This window comes from Streptomyces sp. NPDC040622 (assembly GCF_055593965.1).
In genome coordinates this window covers 461,971-479,208 of record NZ_JBVIXD010000007.1, presented here as the reverse complement: position 1 = coordinate 479,208, position 17,238 = coordinate 461,971, and the positions used below count along the sequence as shown (strand labels likewise).

Annotated in this window: 14 protein-coding genes; 7 read left to right on the top strand and 7 right to left on the bottom strand. The window is 73.0% G+C overall.

What is annotated here, in order from left to right; all coding sequences use genetic code 11:
* Positions 1-12: 12 nt before the first annotated feature.
* A complete protein-coding gene (locus tag ACZ592_RS22725; RefSeq protein WP_471583403.1) occupies positions 13-834 on the top strand; it encodes an SGNH/GDSL hydrolase family protein in 822 nt (273 codons plus the stop codon).
* Here the strand turns inward: ACZ592_RS22725 and ACZ592_RS22720 are convergent.
* Positions 818-2,536: a serine/threonine-protein kinase gene (locus ACZ592_RS22720; protein ID WP_471583402.1), complete on the bottom strand. Its 1,719-nt coding sequence runs from the start codon at positions 2,534-2,536 to the stop codon at positions 818-820. The two genes, ACZ592_RS22725 and ACZ592_RS22720, sit on opposite strands and share 17 nt — an antisense overlap.
* A gap of 747 nt (positions 2,537-3,283) precedes the next feature.
* Here ACZ592_RS22720 and ACZ592_RS22715 point away from each other — a divergent pair.
* Positions 3,284-3,553, top strand: a complete 270-nt coding sequence (locus tag ACZ592_RS22715; RefSeq protein ID WP_361168343.1) for a hypothetical protein — start codon at positions 3,284-3,286, stop codon at positions 3,551-3,553.
* Between the two features lie 263 nt (positions 3,554-3,816).
* Here ACZ592_RS22715 and ACZ592_RS22710 read toward each other — a convergent pair whose 3' ends face one another.
* Genes ACZ592_RS22710 through hmgA form a run of 3 tightly spaced genes read right to left on the bottom strand, consistent with a single transcriptional unit; the run spans position 3,817 to position 7,210 of the window.
* Entirely contained in the window at positions 3,817-5,022 is a 1,206-nt protein-coding gene (locus ACZ592_RS22710) for a type ISP restriction/modification enzyme (RefSeq protein WP_471583401.1), read from the bottom strand.
* A 25-nt stretch (positions 5,023-5,047) separates the two neighbouring features.
* Positions 5,048-5,797: a GntR family transcriptional regulator gene (locus ACZ592_RS22705; RefSeq protein WP_471583400.1), complete on the bottom strand. Its 750-nt coding sequence runs from the start codon at positions 5,795-5,797 to the stop codon at positions 5,048-5,050.
* A 12-nt stretch (positions 5,798-5,809) separates the two neighbouring features.
* Positions 5,810-7,210, bottom strand: a complete 1,401-nt coding sequence (gene hmgA / locus ACZ592_RS22700) for a homogentisate 1,2-dioxygenase (protein WP_471583399.1) — start codon at positions 7,208-7,210, stop codon at positions 5,810-5,812.
* 101 nt (positions 7,211-7,311) lie between these two features.
* Between hmgA and ACZ592_RS22695 the strand changes: the two genes are divergently transcribed.
* From ACZ592_RS22695 to ACZ592_RS22685, 3 genes are all read left to right on the top strand, one after another.
* Positions 7,312-8,049 (top strand): TetR/AcrR family transcriptional regulator, encoded by a 738-nt coding sequence (locus tag ACZ592_RS22695; RefSeq protein ID WP_471583398.1) that lies wholly within the window; start codon positions 7,312-7,314, stop codon positions 8,047-8,049.
* Positions 8,050-8,205: 156 nt separating this feature from the next.
* Positions 8,206-9,654 carry a CitMHS family transporter gene (locus tag ACZ592_RS22690; RefSeq protein ID WP_471583397.1) on the top strand — a complete coding sequence of 483 codons (1,449 nt, stop codon included), beginning with the start codon at positions 8,206-8,208 and terminating at the stop codon, positions 9,652-9,654.
* Positions 9,654-10,901 carry an MFS transporter gene (locus tag ACZ592_RS22685; protein ID WP_471583396.1) on the top strand — a complete coding sequence of 416 codons (1,248 nt, stop codon included), beginning with the start codon at positions 9,654-9,656 and terminating at the stop codon, positions 10,899-10,901. The genes ACZ592_RS22690 and ACZ592_RS22685 overlap by 1 nt, the downstream gene beginning before the upstream one ends.
* Here the strand turns inward: ACZ592_RS22685 and ACZ592_RS22680 are convergent.
* The gene (locus ACZ592_RS22680; RefSeq protein ID WP_471583395.1) at positions 10,885-12,099 is read right to left on the bottom strand and encodes a S8 family peptidase; all 1,215 of its coding nucleotides are present in this window, start codon (positions 12,097-12,099) and stop codon (positions 10,885-10,887) included. The genes ACZ592_RS22685 and ACZ592_RS22680 overlap by 17 nt on opposite strands.
* Positions 12,100-12,597: 498 nt before the next feature.
* On the opposite strand from ACZ592_RS22680, the gene ACZ592_RS22675 reads away from it, so the two are divergent.
* Together ACZ592_RS22675 and ACZ592_RS22670 are read left to right on the top strand one after the other, a co-directional pair.
* Positions 12,598-13,986 (top strand): aldehyde dehydrogenase family protein, encoded by a 1,389-nt coding sequence (locus tag ACZ592_RS22675; RefSeq protein WP_471583394.1) that lies wholly within the window; start codon positions 12,598-12,600, stop codon positions 13,984-13,986.
* 46 nt (positions 13,987-14,032) lie between these two features.
* Complete coding sequence (locus ACZ592_RS22670; protein WP_471583512.1) at positions 14,033-15,112, top strand: zinc-binding dehydrogenase; 1,080 nt, start codon at positions 14,033-14,035, stop codon at positions 15,110-15,112.
* 22 nt (positions 15,113-15,134) lie between these two features.
* Here the strand turns inward: ACZ592_RS22670 and ACZ592_RS22665 are convergent, their stop codons facing one another.
* A complete protein-coding gene (locus ACZ592_RS22665) occupies positions 15,135-16,205 on the bottom strand; it encodes an urea transporter (protein ID WP_471583393.1) in 1,071 nt (356 codons plus the stop codon).
* A gap of 55 nt (positions 16,206-16,260) precedes the next feature.
* Positions 16,261-17,211, bottom strand: a complete 951-nt coding sequence (locus ACZ592_RS22660) for a DMT family transporter (protein ID WP_471583392.1) — start codon at positions 17,209-17,211, stop codon at positions 16,261-16,263.
* Positions 17,212-17,238 lie beyond the last annotated feature (27 nt).

The window sequence follows — 17,238 nt, the reverse complement described above, 5'->3', positions numbered from 1 at the left end:
AAGGGAGGTTCCATGAAATTGTCCCGCATCACGGCATACATGTCCTCGCTCCTCCTCGCCGTCGCCTTCGCCCTCACCGGGGCGGCGGCGGCGCACGCAGACCAGTCGGCCGACCGGCGGGCCGCCGCCACCGGCTATGCCGCCCTCGGCGACTCCTACTCCTCGGGTGTCGGCGCCGGCAGTTACGACAGCGGCAGCGGCGACTGCAAGCGCAGCACCCGCGCCTATCCCGCGCTGTGGGCGGCCGCGCATTCACCCTCAAGCTTCAACTTCGCGGCCTGCTCGGGTGCTCGTACGGGTGATGTTCTGGCGAACCAGCTGGGCTCGCTCGGCTCCGGCACCGGCCTCGTCTCGATCTCCGTCGGCGGCAACGACGCGGGCTTCGCCGACGTCATGACCACCTGCGTCCTGCAGTCCGAGAGCAACTGCCTGGCCCGCGTCAACCAGGCACGCGCGTACGTCGACTCCACCCTCCCCGGCAACCTCGACAAGGTCTACAACGCGATCAGCGCCAAGGCCCCCGCCGCCCGCGTCGTGGTCCTCGGCTACCCCCGCTTCTACAAGCTCGGCGGCAGCTGTCTCGCCGGCCTCTCCGAGCGCGAGCGGACCGCCATCAACGACGCGTCCGACTACCTCAACACCGCCACCGCGAAGCGCGCCGCCGACCACGGCTTCGCGTTCGGCGACGTCAGGACCAGCTTCGCCGGGCACGAGATCTGCTCGGGCAGCGCCTGGCTGCACAGCGTGAACTGGACCAACATCGGCGAGTCCTACCACCCCACCGCCGCCGGACAGTCCGGTGGCTACCTCCCGGTGTTCACCTCGGCGGCCTGACCCCCGCCGGCTGTACGTACGCGTTCGGCGCGTAGGAGGAGGCCCCGCCCGTCGGGGTCTCCTGCTCACAGGCCACCGTGTACGCGACCGAGTTCGACGTGGCCGCCACCGGGGCGCGCACCTCGACACTGATCGCGTTCTCGTACGTCCCGCCGCCCGGGTCGTACGCCGTCTCGACGTGATTGACCTGCCGGGACCTGGCGCCCCCGGAGGAGAAGGACAGCGTCTTCCAGCCCGGCTCGCCGGGCTCGCCGGACTTCGTCACCCAGCGGTACTCGACGGTGGCCGGCCCGCGCCCCACCGTGAACGTCGCGGTGAACGAGGGCGCCTGACCCGCCACCGGCGGGCAGGCGCCCTCGTACTGCGTGCGGGCGCCGGAGACGTGCACCTTCACGGACTGGACGGGCCGGGTGGTCTTGCCCCCGTCGCCGCCGTTGTTCCCGCTCCCGCCCTTGCCCCCGTCGCCGCCGTTCGCGGCACCGCCGTCGCCGTTCCCTTCCGAGGAGCCGGTCGAGCCGTCGCCGTCGGAATCGCCGTCCGAGCTCTCCGAAGCGCCGCCCCCGCCGCCTCCCGTGGTCCCGCCGCCCTGCGACCCCTCGCTGCTGCCACCGCCACCGCCGTCGTCCCGGTTGACCAGTGCGTACGTGATCCCGCCCAGGGCGAGGGCCAGCGCGACGAGCCCCGCGACCAGGGCGACCTTCGCGCGCCGGGAGCGGTCAGGTCCTGCCGGTCCTGCCGGCGCGGAGGCGGCCGTGGTCGTGCCGGGCCGCGGCGGCGGGACGGGGAGCGGGACGGGCGGCGTCGGTCCCGGCGGCTGCCGCCGGGCCGTGGTCGTCGGCATGTAGGGGAGCGCGGTCTCGGTGCGCGGGGTGCCGCCGGCGGCGACGATCCGCAGGTCGCGCTCGGCGTCGGCGGCGGACATCCGCTCGTCCGGATCCTTGCGCAGCAGCCCCTCGATGACCGGGGTCAGGGGCCCGGCGTTGCGGGCGGGCGGCAGCGCCTCGTCCACGACCGCGCGCAGGGTGCTCAGCGGGGTGTCCTGGCGGAACGGCGAGCTGCCCTCCACCGCCGCGTACAGCAGCACGCCGAGCGACCACAGGTCGGAAGCGGGGCCGGGGCGGTGCCCCAACGCCCTCTCCGGTGCGAGGAATTCGGGGGACCCGACGACCTCGCCGGTCATGGTCAGCGCCGAACTCCCCTCGACCAGGGCGATGCCGAAGTCCGTCAGGACGACCCGGCCGTCGTTCGCGATCAGTACGTTGCCGGGCTTGACGTCGCGGTGCAGGACACCCGCGTCGTGGGCGGCGCGCAGGGCGCCGAGGACCTCGGCGCCGATGTGGGCGGCCCGCTGCGGCGGCATGGCCCCCTCGGCGTCCAGCACGTCGGACAGCGAGAGGCCGCGCACCAGCTCCATGACGATCCAGGGACGGCCGACCTCGTTCGCGACGTCGTAGACCGTCACGACGTTCCGGTGGGGGATGCGGGCGGCGGCCCAGGCCTCGCGCTCCAGGCGGGCGTACAGCCGGTCGACGTCGCCCGCGGGGAGCCCGGCGGGGGCGCGCACCTCCTTGACGGCGACCTCGCGCCCGAGCACGTCGTCGCGGGCACGCCACACGGTGCCCATCCCGCCTTCGCCCAACGGCGCCAGCAGGCGGTACCGCCCGGCGATCACGCGCTCTGGCTGGCTCACGGGCGCCCCCATCCGCAGCGGTGCGATTCTTCACAAAAGTAGCTCAACCGAGCGCTGTTGCGGCCCCCTTGAACACCAATCCGCACCCGAGGGCGGGGACGGCCTCTCCCGGTGCCGCGGCGGCGGCGAGGACAGCGGCGGCGAGCGGCAGCACGTCGCGCACGGAGGCCCGGCAGGCGCCTGTCCGTACCCGGGCCGCGAGGCGGCGCCCGGCGGACCGGCGGGCGGAGGGTTGCACGTGAGATAGCCCACGTCCGCGCCGCGGCAGCCGGTGCGCGGCCTCCGGCCCGCGGTCCGCCGCCGGTCCCGGGGCCGCCCCGGCGCGGCCCCCCGTCGCGCGCGATCCTCATGGGGCGTGGGCGTCGGTCGCGCGGGCGCCGCCGTGCCGCAACGCGCCGTGGTCGCCGACGGGCGCCCGGGAGCGCTGTCACCGGGCGGTGATTACTGACTGTGCACGTCGCCGCGAGGGGCTGCCCTCTGTCGGCCCCGTCCTCCAGGCCCCGCCGCCGACCGCACGGCCGCCCTCGTGGACGCTTTGAGCAGCGCATCCGTGGGCGCCGCGAGGCCCCGCGCCGACCGCGCGGACCCCGCCGTCAGGCCGCCTGTCCAACTCGCCCTGGAATCAGTTGGATTCGGAGAGTAATCGTCAACCTCCTTGTGGGGCAGGTGAATCCTGTGACCGGGATACACGCGTGTCACGATGGGGCGATAGGGTTAACCTGCCCTGGGCCGGGTGCCCTCGTACGGGTGGGGAGTGACATGGAACAGATAACAGTGCGCAGCAGGGCGCGTGTCCCTGCGATCACTTGTGGCAGCAGCGCGAGCAGTTCGCGTCTCGACCGTCATCTCTCGGTGCTGGGCGGCCCCGCCGTCCCGCAGCGGGAGTCGCACGAGGCGACGCTGCTGATGCGTGAGCTGACCTCACGTGACGCCGCGCACGCCCGCAGCAGCAGGGGTGCCCGGGTGAGGCGAGTCTCGCTCTTCGCGCCGCTGCGCAGGCTGCGGCGTTCGCTGTTCGGCGGACGCTGACCGCGGGTGGTCCCCGGGACGGAACCGCCGCTCTGCGGCGGATCTTTCCCAGCCACCCCGCTCTCACCGTCCTCCGTCACCACCACTCCCGGTAACACCCCTGCCCCGTACACCTGTTGACGCCGAAAAGTTTCGGCCACATCCGCACCGACCGCTGGGCCGTCACGCCCAAACTCCCCCGGTCGGTGCGGTTTTGGCGCCAGGCGTCCCCTCCCGCGCACCCGTCATGCCCTTCGCGCGCCGCGCAGCTGGAGCCGGTGCGGTTAGATCAGCGCGAACTGTCCGTCCGGACCCTCTTCGTGGTGGTCGAGGACCGACGCGGGCCGCCGTGCCGCGTCGGGCACGGGCAGGACACCCGCCCGGCGCAGCTCCTCCCCGGTGAGGACGCCGGCGTCCGGGGAAGCCGTCAGATCCGCCTGCTCGGGGTGCGTATGCGCGAGCAGCGCGAGGATCGTGATCAGTTCGAGCAGCTCGGACGTCCACGCCCGGGTCCACGCCCCGGGACGGATCGCCTCGAGCGTCCCCGCCTCGCCCGCCTCCGTGCGCTGCGCGAACCAGCGCTCCATGACGCGCACCCCGCTCACCTCGTACTCCCAGGCCTGACGCGGCACCGGCGAGATGACGCCCTCGTCGCCGACCCTGAGCACCTCCTCCCCGGCGTCGTACGACAGCGTGTCGGGCCGCGCGGGAAGGGGCGCCCGGACGTACGGCCTGCGGCCGCCGGGCAGCTTCGGGCGCGTGCCGTCGCCGCGCAGCTGCAGCCTCAGGAGTCGCTGCCCCAGCTCCACGCCCCGCGCCCAGCGGCCGGGGTCGCGGGTGAGCGGCACCCGGCAGCCCGCCGCCGACCCGGCGCCGGCCGCGAGCACCCAGGCGAGCAGCGCGCGCTCCGTGACCTCCTCGCCCAGCACCTGTGAGAGGTGTGCGAGCAGGCCCGGCGCCACATTGGGCTCCAGCCCCCCGGGACGGCGGAACAGCGGCCGGATCCGTCCGGGCCTGCCCGCCGGTGAGCGTCCGTCGGGCAGCACGCCCGACGCGAGGACGGCGGGCCCCGCGGACCCGGGAACGTACCCCTGCTCGACCGCGAAGAGCTGGCCCTCGCCCGCCACCCGCCACAGCTCGGGACGGGCGACGTCCAGGAGGCGGTGGTCGGGGATCAGCCACTGCTCGTCGAAGGGGCCGTGCAGGACGCGCACCGGCTCGGGGCAGGGGCCGCTCTCCCTGGCCAGGCGGCCCGTTCCGCCGCGGTGGCCGGGAAGCTGGGCGACCGCCGTGTGCGGGGTGCGGGCGCGCGTGGGGCGGAACAGGACCTCGCGGGCCGGTCCCTCGGCGCGCAGCAGCGCGTTCCAGCGGGCCTTGAGTGAGGCGGGATCCGGTCCCATCGGCCACCCGCGGCCCGGCCGGAGCGGTGCGACGGACCACGGCATGAGGTCCGCGAGCAGCGGCGCTTCGTCGTGCGTCACGCCCGGCATCGTACGACGTGCGGACCGTGCCCCGTCACGTCGCGTCGAGCGTGACCGAGAAGGAGAACCGGTCGCCCCGGTAGTGGATGCGGGCCACGTCCAGGGTGCGGCCCGCCTCGTCGTAGGTGATGCCCGTGTAGTGCAGGATCGGGCTGAGCAGCGGCACTTGGAGGAGCCGGGCGGTCTCCGGGTCGGCCAGCGTGGCCTCCACGGTGTCCGTGATGCGGCTGATGCGCACGCCCACCACGTCGCGCAGGACCTTCGTCATGGGCCAGCGCGCCAGGTCGTCCGGGTCGATGCGGGCGCCCAGTTCGGGGCGGACGTAGTTGCGGGCGTGGTTCGTCGGCTCGCCCGTCTTCTCGTCACTGCGCAGCCGGTGGTACGCCGCCACCTCGGCCGCGCCCGGGAAGTGCTCGGCGAGCTCGGCGGGCGGCGCCGTCGTGCCGTGCGAGAGGAGCTCGGTGGTCATGCCCGACTGCTGGGCCACGATCGCGTCGACCGAGCCCAGCAACCGGACGGGGGAGCCGCGTTGCGCACTCGGCTCGATGAACGTGCCGCGCCGCCGGTGGCGGGTGATCAGCCCCTCGTCCTCCAGCTCCTTGAGCGCCTGCCGCATGGTCAGCACGCTCACCCCGTAGTGCCCCGCCAACTGCTCCTCGGTGGGCAGCCGGAGGGGCGAGTCCGGGGTGCGCCCCAGTATCGAGGCACGCAGGGACTGCGACACCTGGTACCAGAGCGGGAGTTTCCGGTTCAGGACGATCGAGTCCGGGGCGAAAGCGGTCACGGTCTCTCCGCATCAGTTACGGAAGTGGCGCTCCAGACCCTGCCACACGTCGTCGTAGCCGCGCTGCAGGTGGGACGCGGTCGCCGCCTGCTCCGTGGCCGTCACCGGCCAGCGCGTCTCGAACATGAAGGCGAGGCCGTCGTCGATCTTCTGCGGCTTCAGCTCGGCGGCCGACGCCCTCTCGAAGGTCTCGCGGTCGGGACCGTGCGCGGACATCATGTTGTGCAGCGATCCGCCGCCCGGCACGAAGCCCTCGGCCTTCGCGTCGTACGCGCCCTCGATCAGGCCCATGTACTCGCTCATCACGTTCCGGTGGAAGTACGGCGGCCGGAAGGTGTTCTCGCCCACCAGCCAGCGCGGCGCGAACACGACGAAGTCGACGCCCGCGAGGCCCGGGGTGTCGGACGGCGAGGTGAGCACCGTGAAGATCGACGGGTCCGGGTGGTCGTAGCTGATCGAACCGATCACGTTGAAGCGGTGCAGGTCGTACACGTACGGGACATGGTTGCCGTGCCAGGCGACGACGTCGAGCGGGGAGTGGTCGTACGTGGCGCGCCACAGGTTGCCGCAGAACTTGTTGACCACCTCCACCGGGCCCTCGACGTCCTCGTACGCGGCGACCGGCGCCCTGAAGTCCCGTGCGTTCGCCAGGCCGTTGGCGCCGATCGGGCCGAGGTCGGGGAGCTGGAAGGGCGCGCCGTGGTTCTCGCAGACGTACCCGCGGGCGCTCGCGTCGAGCAGCTCCACGCGGAAGCGGACGCCGCGGGGGATCAGCGCGACCTCGCCGGGCTGCGCGTGCAGCAGCCCGAACTCGGTGCGCAGCAGCAGCCCGCCGTGCTCGGGCACGATGAGCAGCTCGCCGTCCGCGTCGCTGAACACCCTGTCCCGCATGGAGGAGTTGGCGTGGTAGAGGTGGATGCCCATGCCGGTGCGCTGGGTCGCGTCGCCGTTGCCGCCGAGCGTCCACAGGCCCGCGAGGAAGTCCGTGCCGGGCGCGGGCTCGGGGAGCGGGTTCCAGCGCAGCCGGTTCGGGTCGGGCACCGACTCGGTGAAGGGGGCCGTGCGGATCGCGCCGTTGTCGACGCGCGCGAACTTCGGGTGCGCGGCCGAGGGGCGGATGCGGTACAGCCAGGAGCGGCGGTTGTGCGCGCGGGGCTCGGTGAAGGCGGAGCCGCTCAGCTGCTCGGCGTAGAGGCCGAGGGGGGCGCGCTGGGGAGAGTTGCGGCCGTGCGGCAGGGCGCCGGGCACTGCCTCGGAGCTGTGTTCGTTGCCGAAGCCGGAGAGATAGGCCAGCCCTTCGGCGGTCTTCCGTGCGTCGTTCGCGTCCGCCTTCCGTGCGTCGTTCGCGTCCGCCCGGTCCGCACTGTCCGCCCGGTCCGCGTTGTCCCGGCTCTCTGCGTGGTCCCCGCTCATCACCGCTCCCTCGTCAATGATTCCTATGGGACACCGTAGGATTCGCGTTTTCTTTCCGCAAGGGGAAGCCAGGAATGTGAGCGGTGCTCTACTCTCCCGGGATGCGCCACCCGAACCCGCCCGAGGACCGTCCGGACTCGCCCGAAGGCCCCTCGGACCCGCCCGCGGACCGCTCAGACCGCCCTCAGGCCCACCCGGACCGCCCCCAGACCCACCCGGACAGGGCCAGGACCCCCCGCCCCCCGGCCTCCCTGCGCCGTGTCCCCGTGCAGGAGCGCAGCGCCGAGCGGCTGACCCGGATCCTCGACGCCTGCGCGGCCGTCCTGGACGAGGTCGGCTACGAAGGCCTCACCACGCGCACGGTCGCCCAGCGCGCGGGCGTCCCGATCGGCTCGGTCTACCGCTTCTTCGGCAACAAGCGCGCCCTCACCGACGCGCTCGCCCACCGCAACCTGGACGCGTACGCGGAACGCGTGGCCGCGCGCGTGAGCGGCGTCGAGCCCGGCGACTGGCGCGGCGCCGTCGACGCCGCCTTCGACGAGTACCTGGCGATGATGCGCACGGTCCCCGGCTTCGGCCTCGTGGACTTCGGCGTCCCCTCGGCGCCGGACGCCATGCCCGACGCCAACTCGCAGGTGGCCGAGCGGGTGGCCGCCGTCCTCGCGGGACACCTCAGCCGCCCCCTGGACGCGGCCCTGCGCCGCACGATCCTGGTCGGTGTGGAGGCGGTCGACGCGGTCCTCCAACTGGCCTTCCGTGCCGACCCGGCGGGCGACGGGGCCCTGGTCGACGAGGCGAGGACGCTGCTCCACGCGTACTTCGCGCGGTCGCTGGACTGAGGGCGGGCGCCCTCACGGGCGGCACCCGCCCGTGACCAGGAGTTTTGCGCCTATTGCTCGCGCGTCAACATCTTGTTAACGCCGGATAGCCGGTCCTAACGTCATCCGGACCGCCAGACCTGGTGGGAGTTCGATGGTGAACGTTAGGTAGCCCCCATGCTGACAATCCTCGGATTCGTCATGATCGCCACCTTCCTGGTGCTGATCATGATGAAGAAGATGTCGCCGATCGCGGCACTGGTGCTGATCCCCGCGCTCTTCTGCGTGTTCGTCGGGAAGGGAGCCCATCTCGGGGACTACGTCCTCGAAGGCGTCGGCAATCTGGCGCCCACGGCGGCCATGCTCATGTTCGCCATCGTGTACTTCGGCGTCATGATCGACGTCGGTCTCTTCGATCCGATCGTCCGGGGCATCCTGCGCTTCTGCAAGGCGGACCCGGTGCGCATCGTGGTGGGCACCGCGCTGCTCGCCGCGATCGTCTCGCTCGACGGCGACGGCTCGACGACCTTCATGATCACGGTCTCGGCGATGTATCCGCTGTACAAGCGCCTCAAGATGAGCCTCGTCGTGATGACCGGCGTCGCCGCCACCGCCAACGGCGTCATGAACACCTTGCCCTGGGGCGGTCCGACGGCCCGCGCCGCGACCGCGCTGAAGGTCGACGCCGCCGACATCTTCGTCCCCATGATCCCGGCGCTCGCCATGGGTCTGGTCGCCGTGTTCCTCCTCTCGTACGCACTGGGCCTGCGCGAGCGCAAGCGCCTCGGCGTGCTCTCCCTCGACGAGGTTCTGGAGAAGGAGACGGAGACGGAAACGGCCGACGAGACCGTTCTCGTGGGCGCGGGCGGCGGCGGGCGTACGTCGCTCACGAAGAAGACCACCGGCGGATCCGGTGCCGGCACCGGCACGGACGGCCTCGACGCCCGGGACGGCGATGGCGACGCCGACGATGCCGACGACGGGTTGCAGGGGCTCGACCCCCACCGCGCGACGCTGCGCCCCAAGCTCTACTGGTTCAACGCGGCCCTGACCGTCGTGCTGCTCACCGCCATGATCATGGAGTGGCTGCCGATCCCGGTCCTCTTCCTGCTCGGCGCCGCACTCGCGCTCACCGTCAACTTCCCCCACATGCCCGACCAGAAGGCCCGTATCGCCGCCCACGCGGAGAACGTCCTCAACGTCACCGGCATGGTCTTCGCCGCCGCCGTCTTCACCGGCGTCCTGCAGGGCACCGGCATGGTCGACCACATGGCTGAGTGGCTCGTCGACGCCATCCCCGAGGGCATGGGCCCGCAGATGGGCCTGGTGACCGGCCTCCTCTCGCTGCCGCTCACCTACTTCATGTCCAACGACGGCTTCTACTTCGGCGTGCTGCCGGTCCTCGCCGAGGCGGGCCAGGCGCACGGCGTCAGCACCCTGGAGATCGCCCGCGCCTCCATCGCCGGACAGGCGCTGCACATGTCGAGCCCGCTGGTGCCCGCCGTGTACGTCCTGGTCGGCATGGCCAAGGTCGAGTTCGGCGACCACACCAAGTTCACCGTGAAGTGGGCCGTGCTCACCTCGCTCGTGGTGCTCGGCGCCGGAATCCTCTTCGGCATCATCTGATGCCGTCGTCACCCGGCCGTGCCTGGTTGCTGCGCCTCGTCATCGCCTTCAGCTTCGCGCAGTCGGCGGTGTCGATGGCGCGGCCCGCCGTCTCCTACCGGGCCCTCTCGCTGGGCGCCGACGAACGGGCCATCGGCATCATCGCGGGTGTCTACGCCCTGCTCCCGCTCTTCGCCGCCGTGCCGCTCGGGCGCAGGACGGACCACGGGCGGTGCGCGCCGCTGCTGCCCGTCGGCGTCGCCCTGATCGCCGGCGGCTGCGCGCTGAGCGGAACGGCGGACTCCCTGGTGGCGATGGCCGCCTGGAGCGGGGTCATGGGGCTCGGCCACCTCTGCTTCGTGATCGGCGCGCAGTCGATCGTGGCCCGGCAGTCCGCGCCGCACGAACAGGACCGCAACTTCGGGCACTTCACGATCGGCGCCTCGCTGGGGCAGCTGGTCGGGCCGATCGCCGCGGGCTCCCTCATCGGCGGCGACATGGGGCGTACGAGCGCCTTCGCGCTGCTCGTCTCCGGAGCGGTCGCCGCGGTCTCGCTCACCTCGCTGTGGCGCATCGAGCACGTGCGTCCCGGCGCGGGCCCCGCGGAGCGGGGCGACAAGGTGCCGGTCCTCGGGATCCTGCGCACCCGGGGCGTGCCCGCGGGCATCTTCATCAGCCTCGCGGTGCTCTCCGCGACGGACATCCTCACGGCCTACCTCCCGGTGGTCGGCGAGCACCGGGGCATCGCGCCCGCCATCGTCGGGCTGCTGCTCTCGCTGCGGGCCGCGGCCACCATCGCCTGCCGGCTGGTGATGACCCCGATGATCCGACGGCTCGGCAGGACCGTGCTCCTGACCGGCACCTGTCTGCTCGGCGGGCTGCTCTGCGCGGGCATGGCGGCGCCCGTACCGGTATGGGGGCTCGCCCTGATGCTCGGCGCGCTGGGTTTCTGCCTCGGGGTGGGCCAGCCGCTCTCCATGACGACCGTCGTCCGGGCGGCGCCCGACGGGGCGCGCTCGACGGCGCTGGCCCTGCGGCTCACCGGCAACCGCCTCGGGCAGGTCGCCGCGCCCGCGTCGGCGGGGCTGGTCGCCGGGGTCGCGGGGGTGGCCGCGCCGTTCGTGATGCTCGGCGGGCTGCTGGTCGTCGCAGCGGGGCTCGGCGCGCGCAAGTCCCCCGGGGGCGCCAAGAGACCCCGGGGGACGGCCGGTTCAGACGGATCGCCCGCACCGACCCGTCAGAGCGGGCGTGTTACTGAACGATCCTGAGCAGCTTGTTCGGGGAACCCGAGCCGGGGCTGGTCACGACGTTCGGGGTGGCACCGTTCACCAGGGCGGTGGAGACCTGCGCCGGCGTGGCCGAGGTGTGGCCCGCCAGGTAGACCGCCGCCGCGCCCGCGACGTGCGGGGTGGCCATCGACGTGCCGGAGATCGTGTTGGTCGCCGTGTCGCTGGTGTTCCAGCCCGCCGTGATGTTCACGCCCGGCGCGAAGATGTCCAGGACCGAGCCGTAGTTGGAGAAGCTGGCCCTGGCGTCGGTGTTGCTGGTCGCGCCGACCGTGATGGCCGTGGAGACCCGGGCCGGGGAGGTGTTGGCGGCGTTGGTGTTGGCGTTGCCCGCCGCGACCGCGTAGGTGACGCCGTCGGTGATGGACTTCTTCACCGCGTTGTCCAGCGTGGTGGAGGCGCCGCCGCCGAGCGACATGTTGGCCACGGCCGGGGCGCCGGCCGCGTGGTTGCCGGTCACCCAGTCGATGCCCGCGATGACGCCGGCGGTGGTGCCGGAGCCGTTGTTGTCGAGCACGCGGACGGCCACGATCTTGGCCTTCTTGGCCACGCCGTACGTCTTGCCCGCGATGGTCGTCGCGACGTGCGTGCCGTGGCCGTTGCCGTCCTGGGCGGTGTTGTCGCCGTCCACGGCGTCGTAGCCGTTCACCGCGCGGCCACTGATCTCGGAGTGCGTGATGCGCACGCCGGTGTCGATGACGTACGCGGTGACGCCGGAACCGGCGCTGTCCGGGTAGGTGTAGGTGCCGGAGAGCGGCAGCTTCGGCTGGTCGATGCGGTCCAGGCCCCAGGGGGCGTTGGACTGCGTCGCGCTCGCGTGGACTCTCTGGTTCTGCTCGACGGAGGCGACCGCGGGGTCGGCGGCGAGTCTCTTGGCCTCGGTCTCGCTCAGCTTCGCGGAGTAGCCGTTGAGCGCGGACGTGAAGGTCTTCTGCACCGAGCCGCCGTACTCGGCTATGAGGTCCTTGCCCTGGCTCGTGGCGGCCTTGAGGCCCGAGCCGTTCTTCAGCGTGACGAGGTAGCTGCCGTGCACCGCGTCGGCGGAGCCCGCCGCGATGACGGTGCCCTCGGCGGGGGCGGCCTGGGCGGGCAGGGCGGTGACCGCACCGATGACGGCGGCGGCGGTGGCGGTCGAGATCGCCGCGGCGATCACAGTCTTCTTGCTGCGAAGCATGGCCATTACGAGGGAGTCCTCCTCATAGGCGGCGTGCCCGTGGTCGGGCGACGCGACTGTGGGGGGTGCGCGCGAGATCGCACACACAGAAGGGAGCGGTGAGTGCCGCTCCCGTCGCGATAAGTAGCGTGGCCGCAACACAGGTCTAGATCAAGGGAGTTGACGCCTTGTCATGCGTATGTCACGTACTTGAAATCGAATACGGGACGAATGCGGGGGGTGTGTCCGGATAACAGATCGGGGCGGCGCGGGGCGTGAATGCGCCAAAGTGTCCGGTCCGCGAGGGGTCGGCCCGCAGGTCAGGGCCTTGCGCCGGTCTTGCGCCGGGGTGGAGAAGGGCTTGAGCGGAGGGTGGGCCGCGGCGGGGCGGGAGGTGTCCGCCGGGGGCGGGATGCCGTCCCGCCCCGGCCCCGGGAGGTCGCCCGGCCCGGTCCCGGGGTGCCCCTGGTGCCCGAAAACTATCAGCGCTAGTTTGTAGCGTGGACGACTACCTGGAGGAATGCCATGAAGGCCCACGACGGGATGTACATCGACGGTGCCTGGCGACCGGCTGCGGGCACCGACACCATCACGGTCCTGAACCCCGCCGACGAGCAGCCCGTCGGCCGGGTCCCCGCGGGCACCGCGCAGGACGTCGACACCGCGGTCCGTGCCGCCCGCGCCGCGCTGCCGGGCTGGGCGGCCACCCCGCCCGCCGACCGCGCCGCCCTGATCGGCGCCCTCCGCGACCGCCTGGTCGCCCGCAAGGACGAGATCGCCGAGACCGTCACCGCGGAGCTCGGCTCGCCGCTGCCGTTCTCGCAGGCCGTGCACGCCGGTGTGCCGATCCTGGTGTCCGGCTCGTACGCGGAGCTCGCCGCGACCCACCCCTTCCAGGAGAAGGTGGGCAACTCCACCGTCTATCTGGAGCCGGTCGGCGTGGTCGGCGCGATCACGCCCTGGAACTACCCCCTCCACCAGATCGTCAACAAGGTGGCCCCGGCGCTCGCCGCGGGCTGCACGGTCGTGCTCAAGCCCGCCGAGGACACCCCGCTCACCGCCCAGCTCTTCGCCGAGGCGGTGCACGAGGCGGGCGTACCCGCGGGCGTGTTCAACCTCGTCACCGGCCTTGGCCCGGTCGCGGGCCAGGCGCTCGCCGAGCACGAGGGCGTCGACCTCGTCTCCTTCACCGGCTCCACGGCGGTCGGCCGGCAGATCGGCGCCACCGCGGGCGCGGCCGTCAAGCGGGTCGCCCTGGAGCTCGGCGGCAAGTCCGCCAACGTCATCCTGCCGAGCGCCGACCTCGCCAAGGCCGTCAACGTCGGCGTCGCCAACGTCATGTCGAACTCCGGCCAGACGTGCAGCGCCTGGACCCGCATGCTCGTGCACACCGACCGCTACGACGAGGCGGTCGAGCTCGCCTCGGCCGCGGCCGCCAAGTACGGCCCCCGCATCGGCCCCGTCGTCAACGCCAAGCAGCAGGCGCGCGTGCGCGGCTACATCGAGCAGGGCGTCGAGGAGGGCGCCCGGATCGTGGCAGGCGGCCCCGAAGCGCCCCGGGAACAGGGCTACTTCGTCCAGCCGACCGTGTTCGCCGACGTCACCCCCGAGATGACGATCGCCCAGGAGGAGATCTTCGGCCCAGTGGTCTCGATCATCCGCTACGAGGACGAGGAGGACGCCCTGCGCATCGCCAACGGCACCGTGTACGGGCTCGCGGGCGCGGTGTGGGCGGCCGACGACGCGGAGGCGGCGGCGTTCGCCCGCCGCATGGACACCGGCCAGGTCGACATCAACGGCGGCAGCTTCAACCCGCTCGCCCCCTTCGGCGGCTACAAGCAGTCGGGCGTCGGCCGCGAGCTGGGCGCCCACGGCCTCACCGAGTACCTGCAGACGAAGTCCCTGCAGTTCTGACCCGCCGGGCCCCGAGCCCGCCACCTTCCCCAAGGAGTACGTGAACGTGGTCCGCGCCGCCATCCTTCCCGCCGTCGGCTCTCCGCTGGAGATCGCCGAGATCGACCTCCCGGAGCCGGGCCCCGGCCAGGTCCGGGTACGCCTCGCCGCAGCCGGGGTCTGCCACTCCGACCTGTCCCTGTCCAACGGCACGATGCGGGTGCCGGTGCCCGCCGTCCTCGGTCACGAGGGCGCGGGGACGGTCGTCTCCGTCGGGGAGGGCGTCACGCACGTCGCGCCCGGTGCCGGAGTCGTCCTGAACTGGGCTCCGTCCTGCGGAAGGTGTCACGCCTGTTCGCTCGGCGAGGTATGGCTGTGCGCGAACGCCCTCGCGGGCGCGGGCGACGTCTACGCGCACCGGGCGGACGGCAGCGACCTGCACCCCGGCCTGAACGTCGCCGCGTTCGCCGAGGAGACGGTGGTCGCGGCCAACTGCGTGCTGCCGGTGCCCGACGGCGTCCCCCTCGTCGACGCTGCGCTGCTCGGCTGCGCGGTCCTGACCGGGTACGGCGCCGTGCACCACGCGGCGAAGGTCCGCGAGGGCGAGACGGTCGCCGTCTTCGGCGTCGGGGGAGTGGGCCTCGCCACCCTGCAGGCGGCCAGGATCGCGGGCGCCGCGCGGATCGTCGCGGTCGACGTGTCGCCGGAGAAGGAGGAGCTGGCGCGCTCGGCAGGCGCCACCGACTACGTGGTCGCCTCGGGGACGACGGCCCGGGAGATCCGGGGGCTCACCGGCGGCCAGGGCGTGGACGTGGCCGTGGAGTGCGTGGGCCGCGCGGTGACGATCCGCACGGCCTGGGAGTCGACGCGGCGCGGCGGCCGCACCACGGTGGTCGGCATCGGCGGCAAGGACCAGCAGGTCACCTTCAACGCCCTGGAGCTCTTCCACTGGGGCAGGACCCTCGCGGGATGCGTGTACGGCAACGCCGACCCGGCGGTGGACCTGCCGGTCCTGGCCGGTCACGTCCGCGCGGGCCGCCTTGACCTGGACGCCCTGGTGACCGACCGGATCGGCCTCGACGGCATACCGGCGGCCTTCGAGAACATGCTCGCGGGCAAGGGCGGCCGGGCGCTGGTCATCTTCTGACCGGATCCGGTCGCCCGGGTGTTCACCCCGAGTGGCGAGGGTGCGCGCCGGGCGTCGCGGGCGGGCAGGGTCGTGAGGCCGGGCCCTGGGCGGCCCGCGCCGGACCGGTGAGCCGCGGAAAGGACGTGGCCGCGGCCAGGAACACGAACGTCGTCAGCACGAACGGCCACGTGAAGGTGTGCCCGCCGGACGGCGCGAAGAGCGCCGACATCGCCGAGCCGACCGCCGTCGCGGTGGCGGCGCCCACGAGTGCGTACGTGAGCGTCGCCGCCCGCGCGGGCAGGAAGACGCCGCACAGGGCGAGCGCCACGAGGACGGAGTTGTATCCCATCGAACCGTCGGTGATCTGGGCCGCGGGGGCGCCGAGGACCCAGGCCGTGGCGATGCCGACCGCGCTGCCCAGGCACGCGACGGCGGCCGCGCGCCGGCTGGCGATGAGCAGCCCGGCGAGCAGGAGCGCCCCCACGTACCACTGCGGCATGAAGAAGATCTGGGCGAAGTCCGCGAAGAACGCCCTGGCCAGTTCGGCGGGGCGCAGGACGGTGGGGCCGCTCGCCGCGCGGGTCAGTCCCGCGAGCGCCTCGCCCTGGTGCCAGACCCGTTGGAAGCCGGGCGCCGCGATGGTCATCGTGCTCGCGATCAGGCAGTACGGCATCGTGAGCGAGGGCAGCCCCCAGACGCCGAGCAGGTTGACCACGGCCGCGGTCACCACCGTGACGACCACGCAGCCGCCGAGGGCGAGCAGTGCAGTGGAGAGGTGTCCCGCGCCCAGGAACACGGCGAAACAGAGCGCCGTCAGGCAGGCGTTGAACCCTTCGAGCCCCGTCGTGACCCGGCCGCGGTCCGCGCCGAGGAGCCGTGCGGTGGCCGTGCCCACCGCGGTGCCCACGAGACCGTAGAGGCCGTACTGCCAGCCCGCGGCGAACAGCGCGGCACAGAACACCGCGCCCGCCGCGACGCTCGGCAGGAAGGTGACCTGCGCCTGGCCGCGCAGCACCGACGCGGCGAAATCGCGGGCCCGCGAGAGGCCAACGGGCCGCCCTCCGGGCAGGGTTGAGCCCTCGATGTGCATCGCATCCGTCGCGTGCCCCACGGCCACTCCCGTGTTACGTCCATGTTTCGTCCGGCAGGACGGATGCAGAGTACATCTACTTCGCCGACGGCGCGGCCTCCGGGGCGGCCGTGACACGGGCACGGGGGCGAGAACGCGCCACCGCGACTCCGGCGAGGCAGAGCGCGCCGCCGCCGAGGGTGACGGCGCCCGGTACCTCGTCCAGCGCCAGCCATGACATCACGACGACCAGCGCGGGCACGGCGTACGTGGTGGCGCCCATCCGGCTCGCGGTCGTGCGGGCCAGCGCGTACGCCCATGTCGTGAACGCCAGCGCGGTCGGAAAGATGCCCAGGTAGACCATGTTGAGGGTCGCGGAGGCCGGCGCCCGGCCCAGCTCGTCCACCAACTGGCCCGCGAACGGCAGGCACAGGGCCGCGCCCGTCAGGCATCCGAAGGTCGTCACCTGCAGCGCGCTCGCGCTGGCGAGCGCGGGCTTCTGGGCGACGACCCCGGCCGCGTACCCCACGGCCGCGATCAGGCAGAGCGCCACGCCGAGGACGGACGCGTCGCCCTCCCCGGACATCGAGAAGCCGACGGCTATCGCGCCCGAGAACGACACCGCCATGCCCGCGACCAGGCGCGGCGGCAGCGGGTCGCCGAGCAGCCTGGAGCCGAGCAGGGCCACGAGGATCGGCCCTATGTTCACGAGCAGCGCGGCGGTCCCCGCGTCGACCTGCTGCTCGCCCCAGTTGAGGACGACCATGTACACCCCGAACCAGAGCAGCCCGGACACGGCGATCCCCGGCCAGGCCGCCCGCGGCGGCAGTCCTTCCCTGCGGATCGCACAGATGATCGCGAGCGCCAGCGCTCCGGCGAGGAGGCGGCCGAGTGCGAGCGCGCCGGGCGAGAAGGCGGTGCCCGCGCTGCGGATGGACACGAACGCGGAGGCCCACATCACGACGGTGAACGTGGCGGCGGCCGCCGCGAGCAGTTCGGGGCGGCGGGCCGTGCGGGCCCGGGGCGAGGTGGGGCGGGAGGAAGGCATGCGCAGAGATTAGGGCCCGGACGCTTC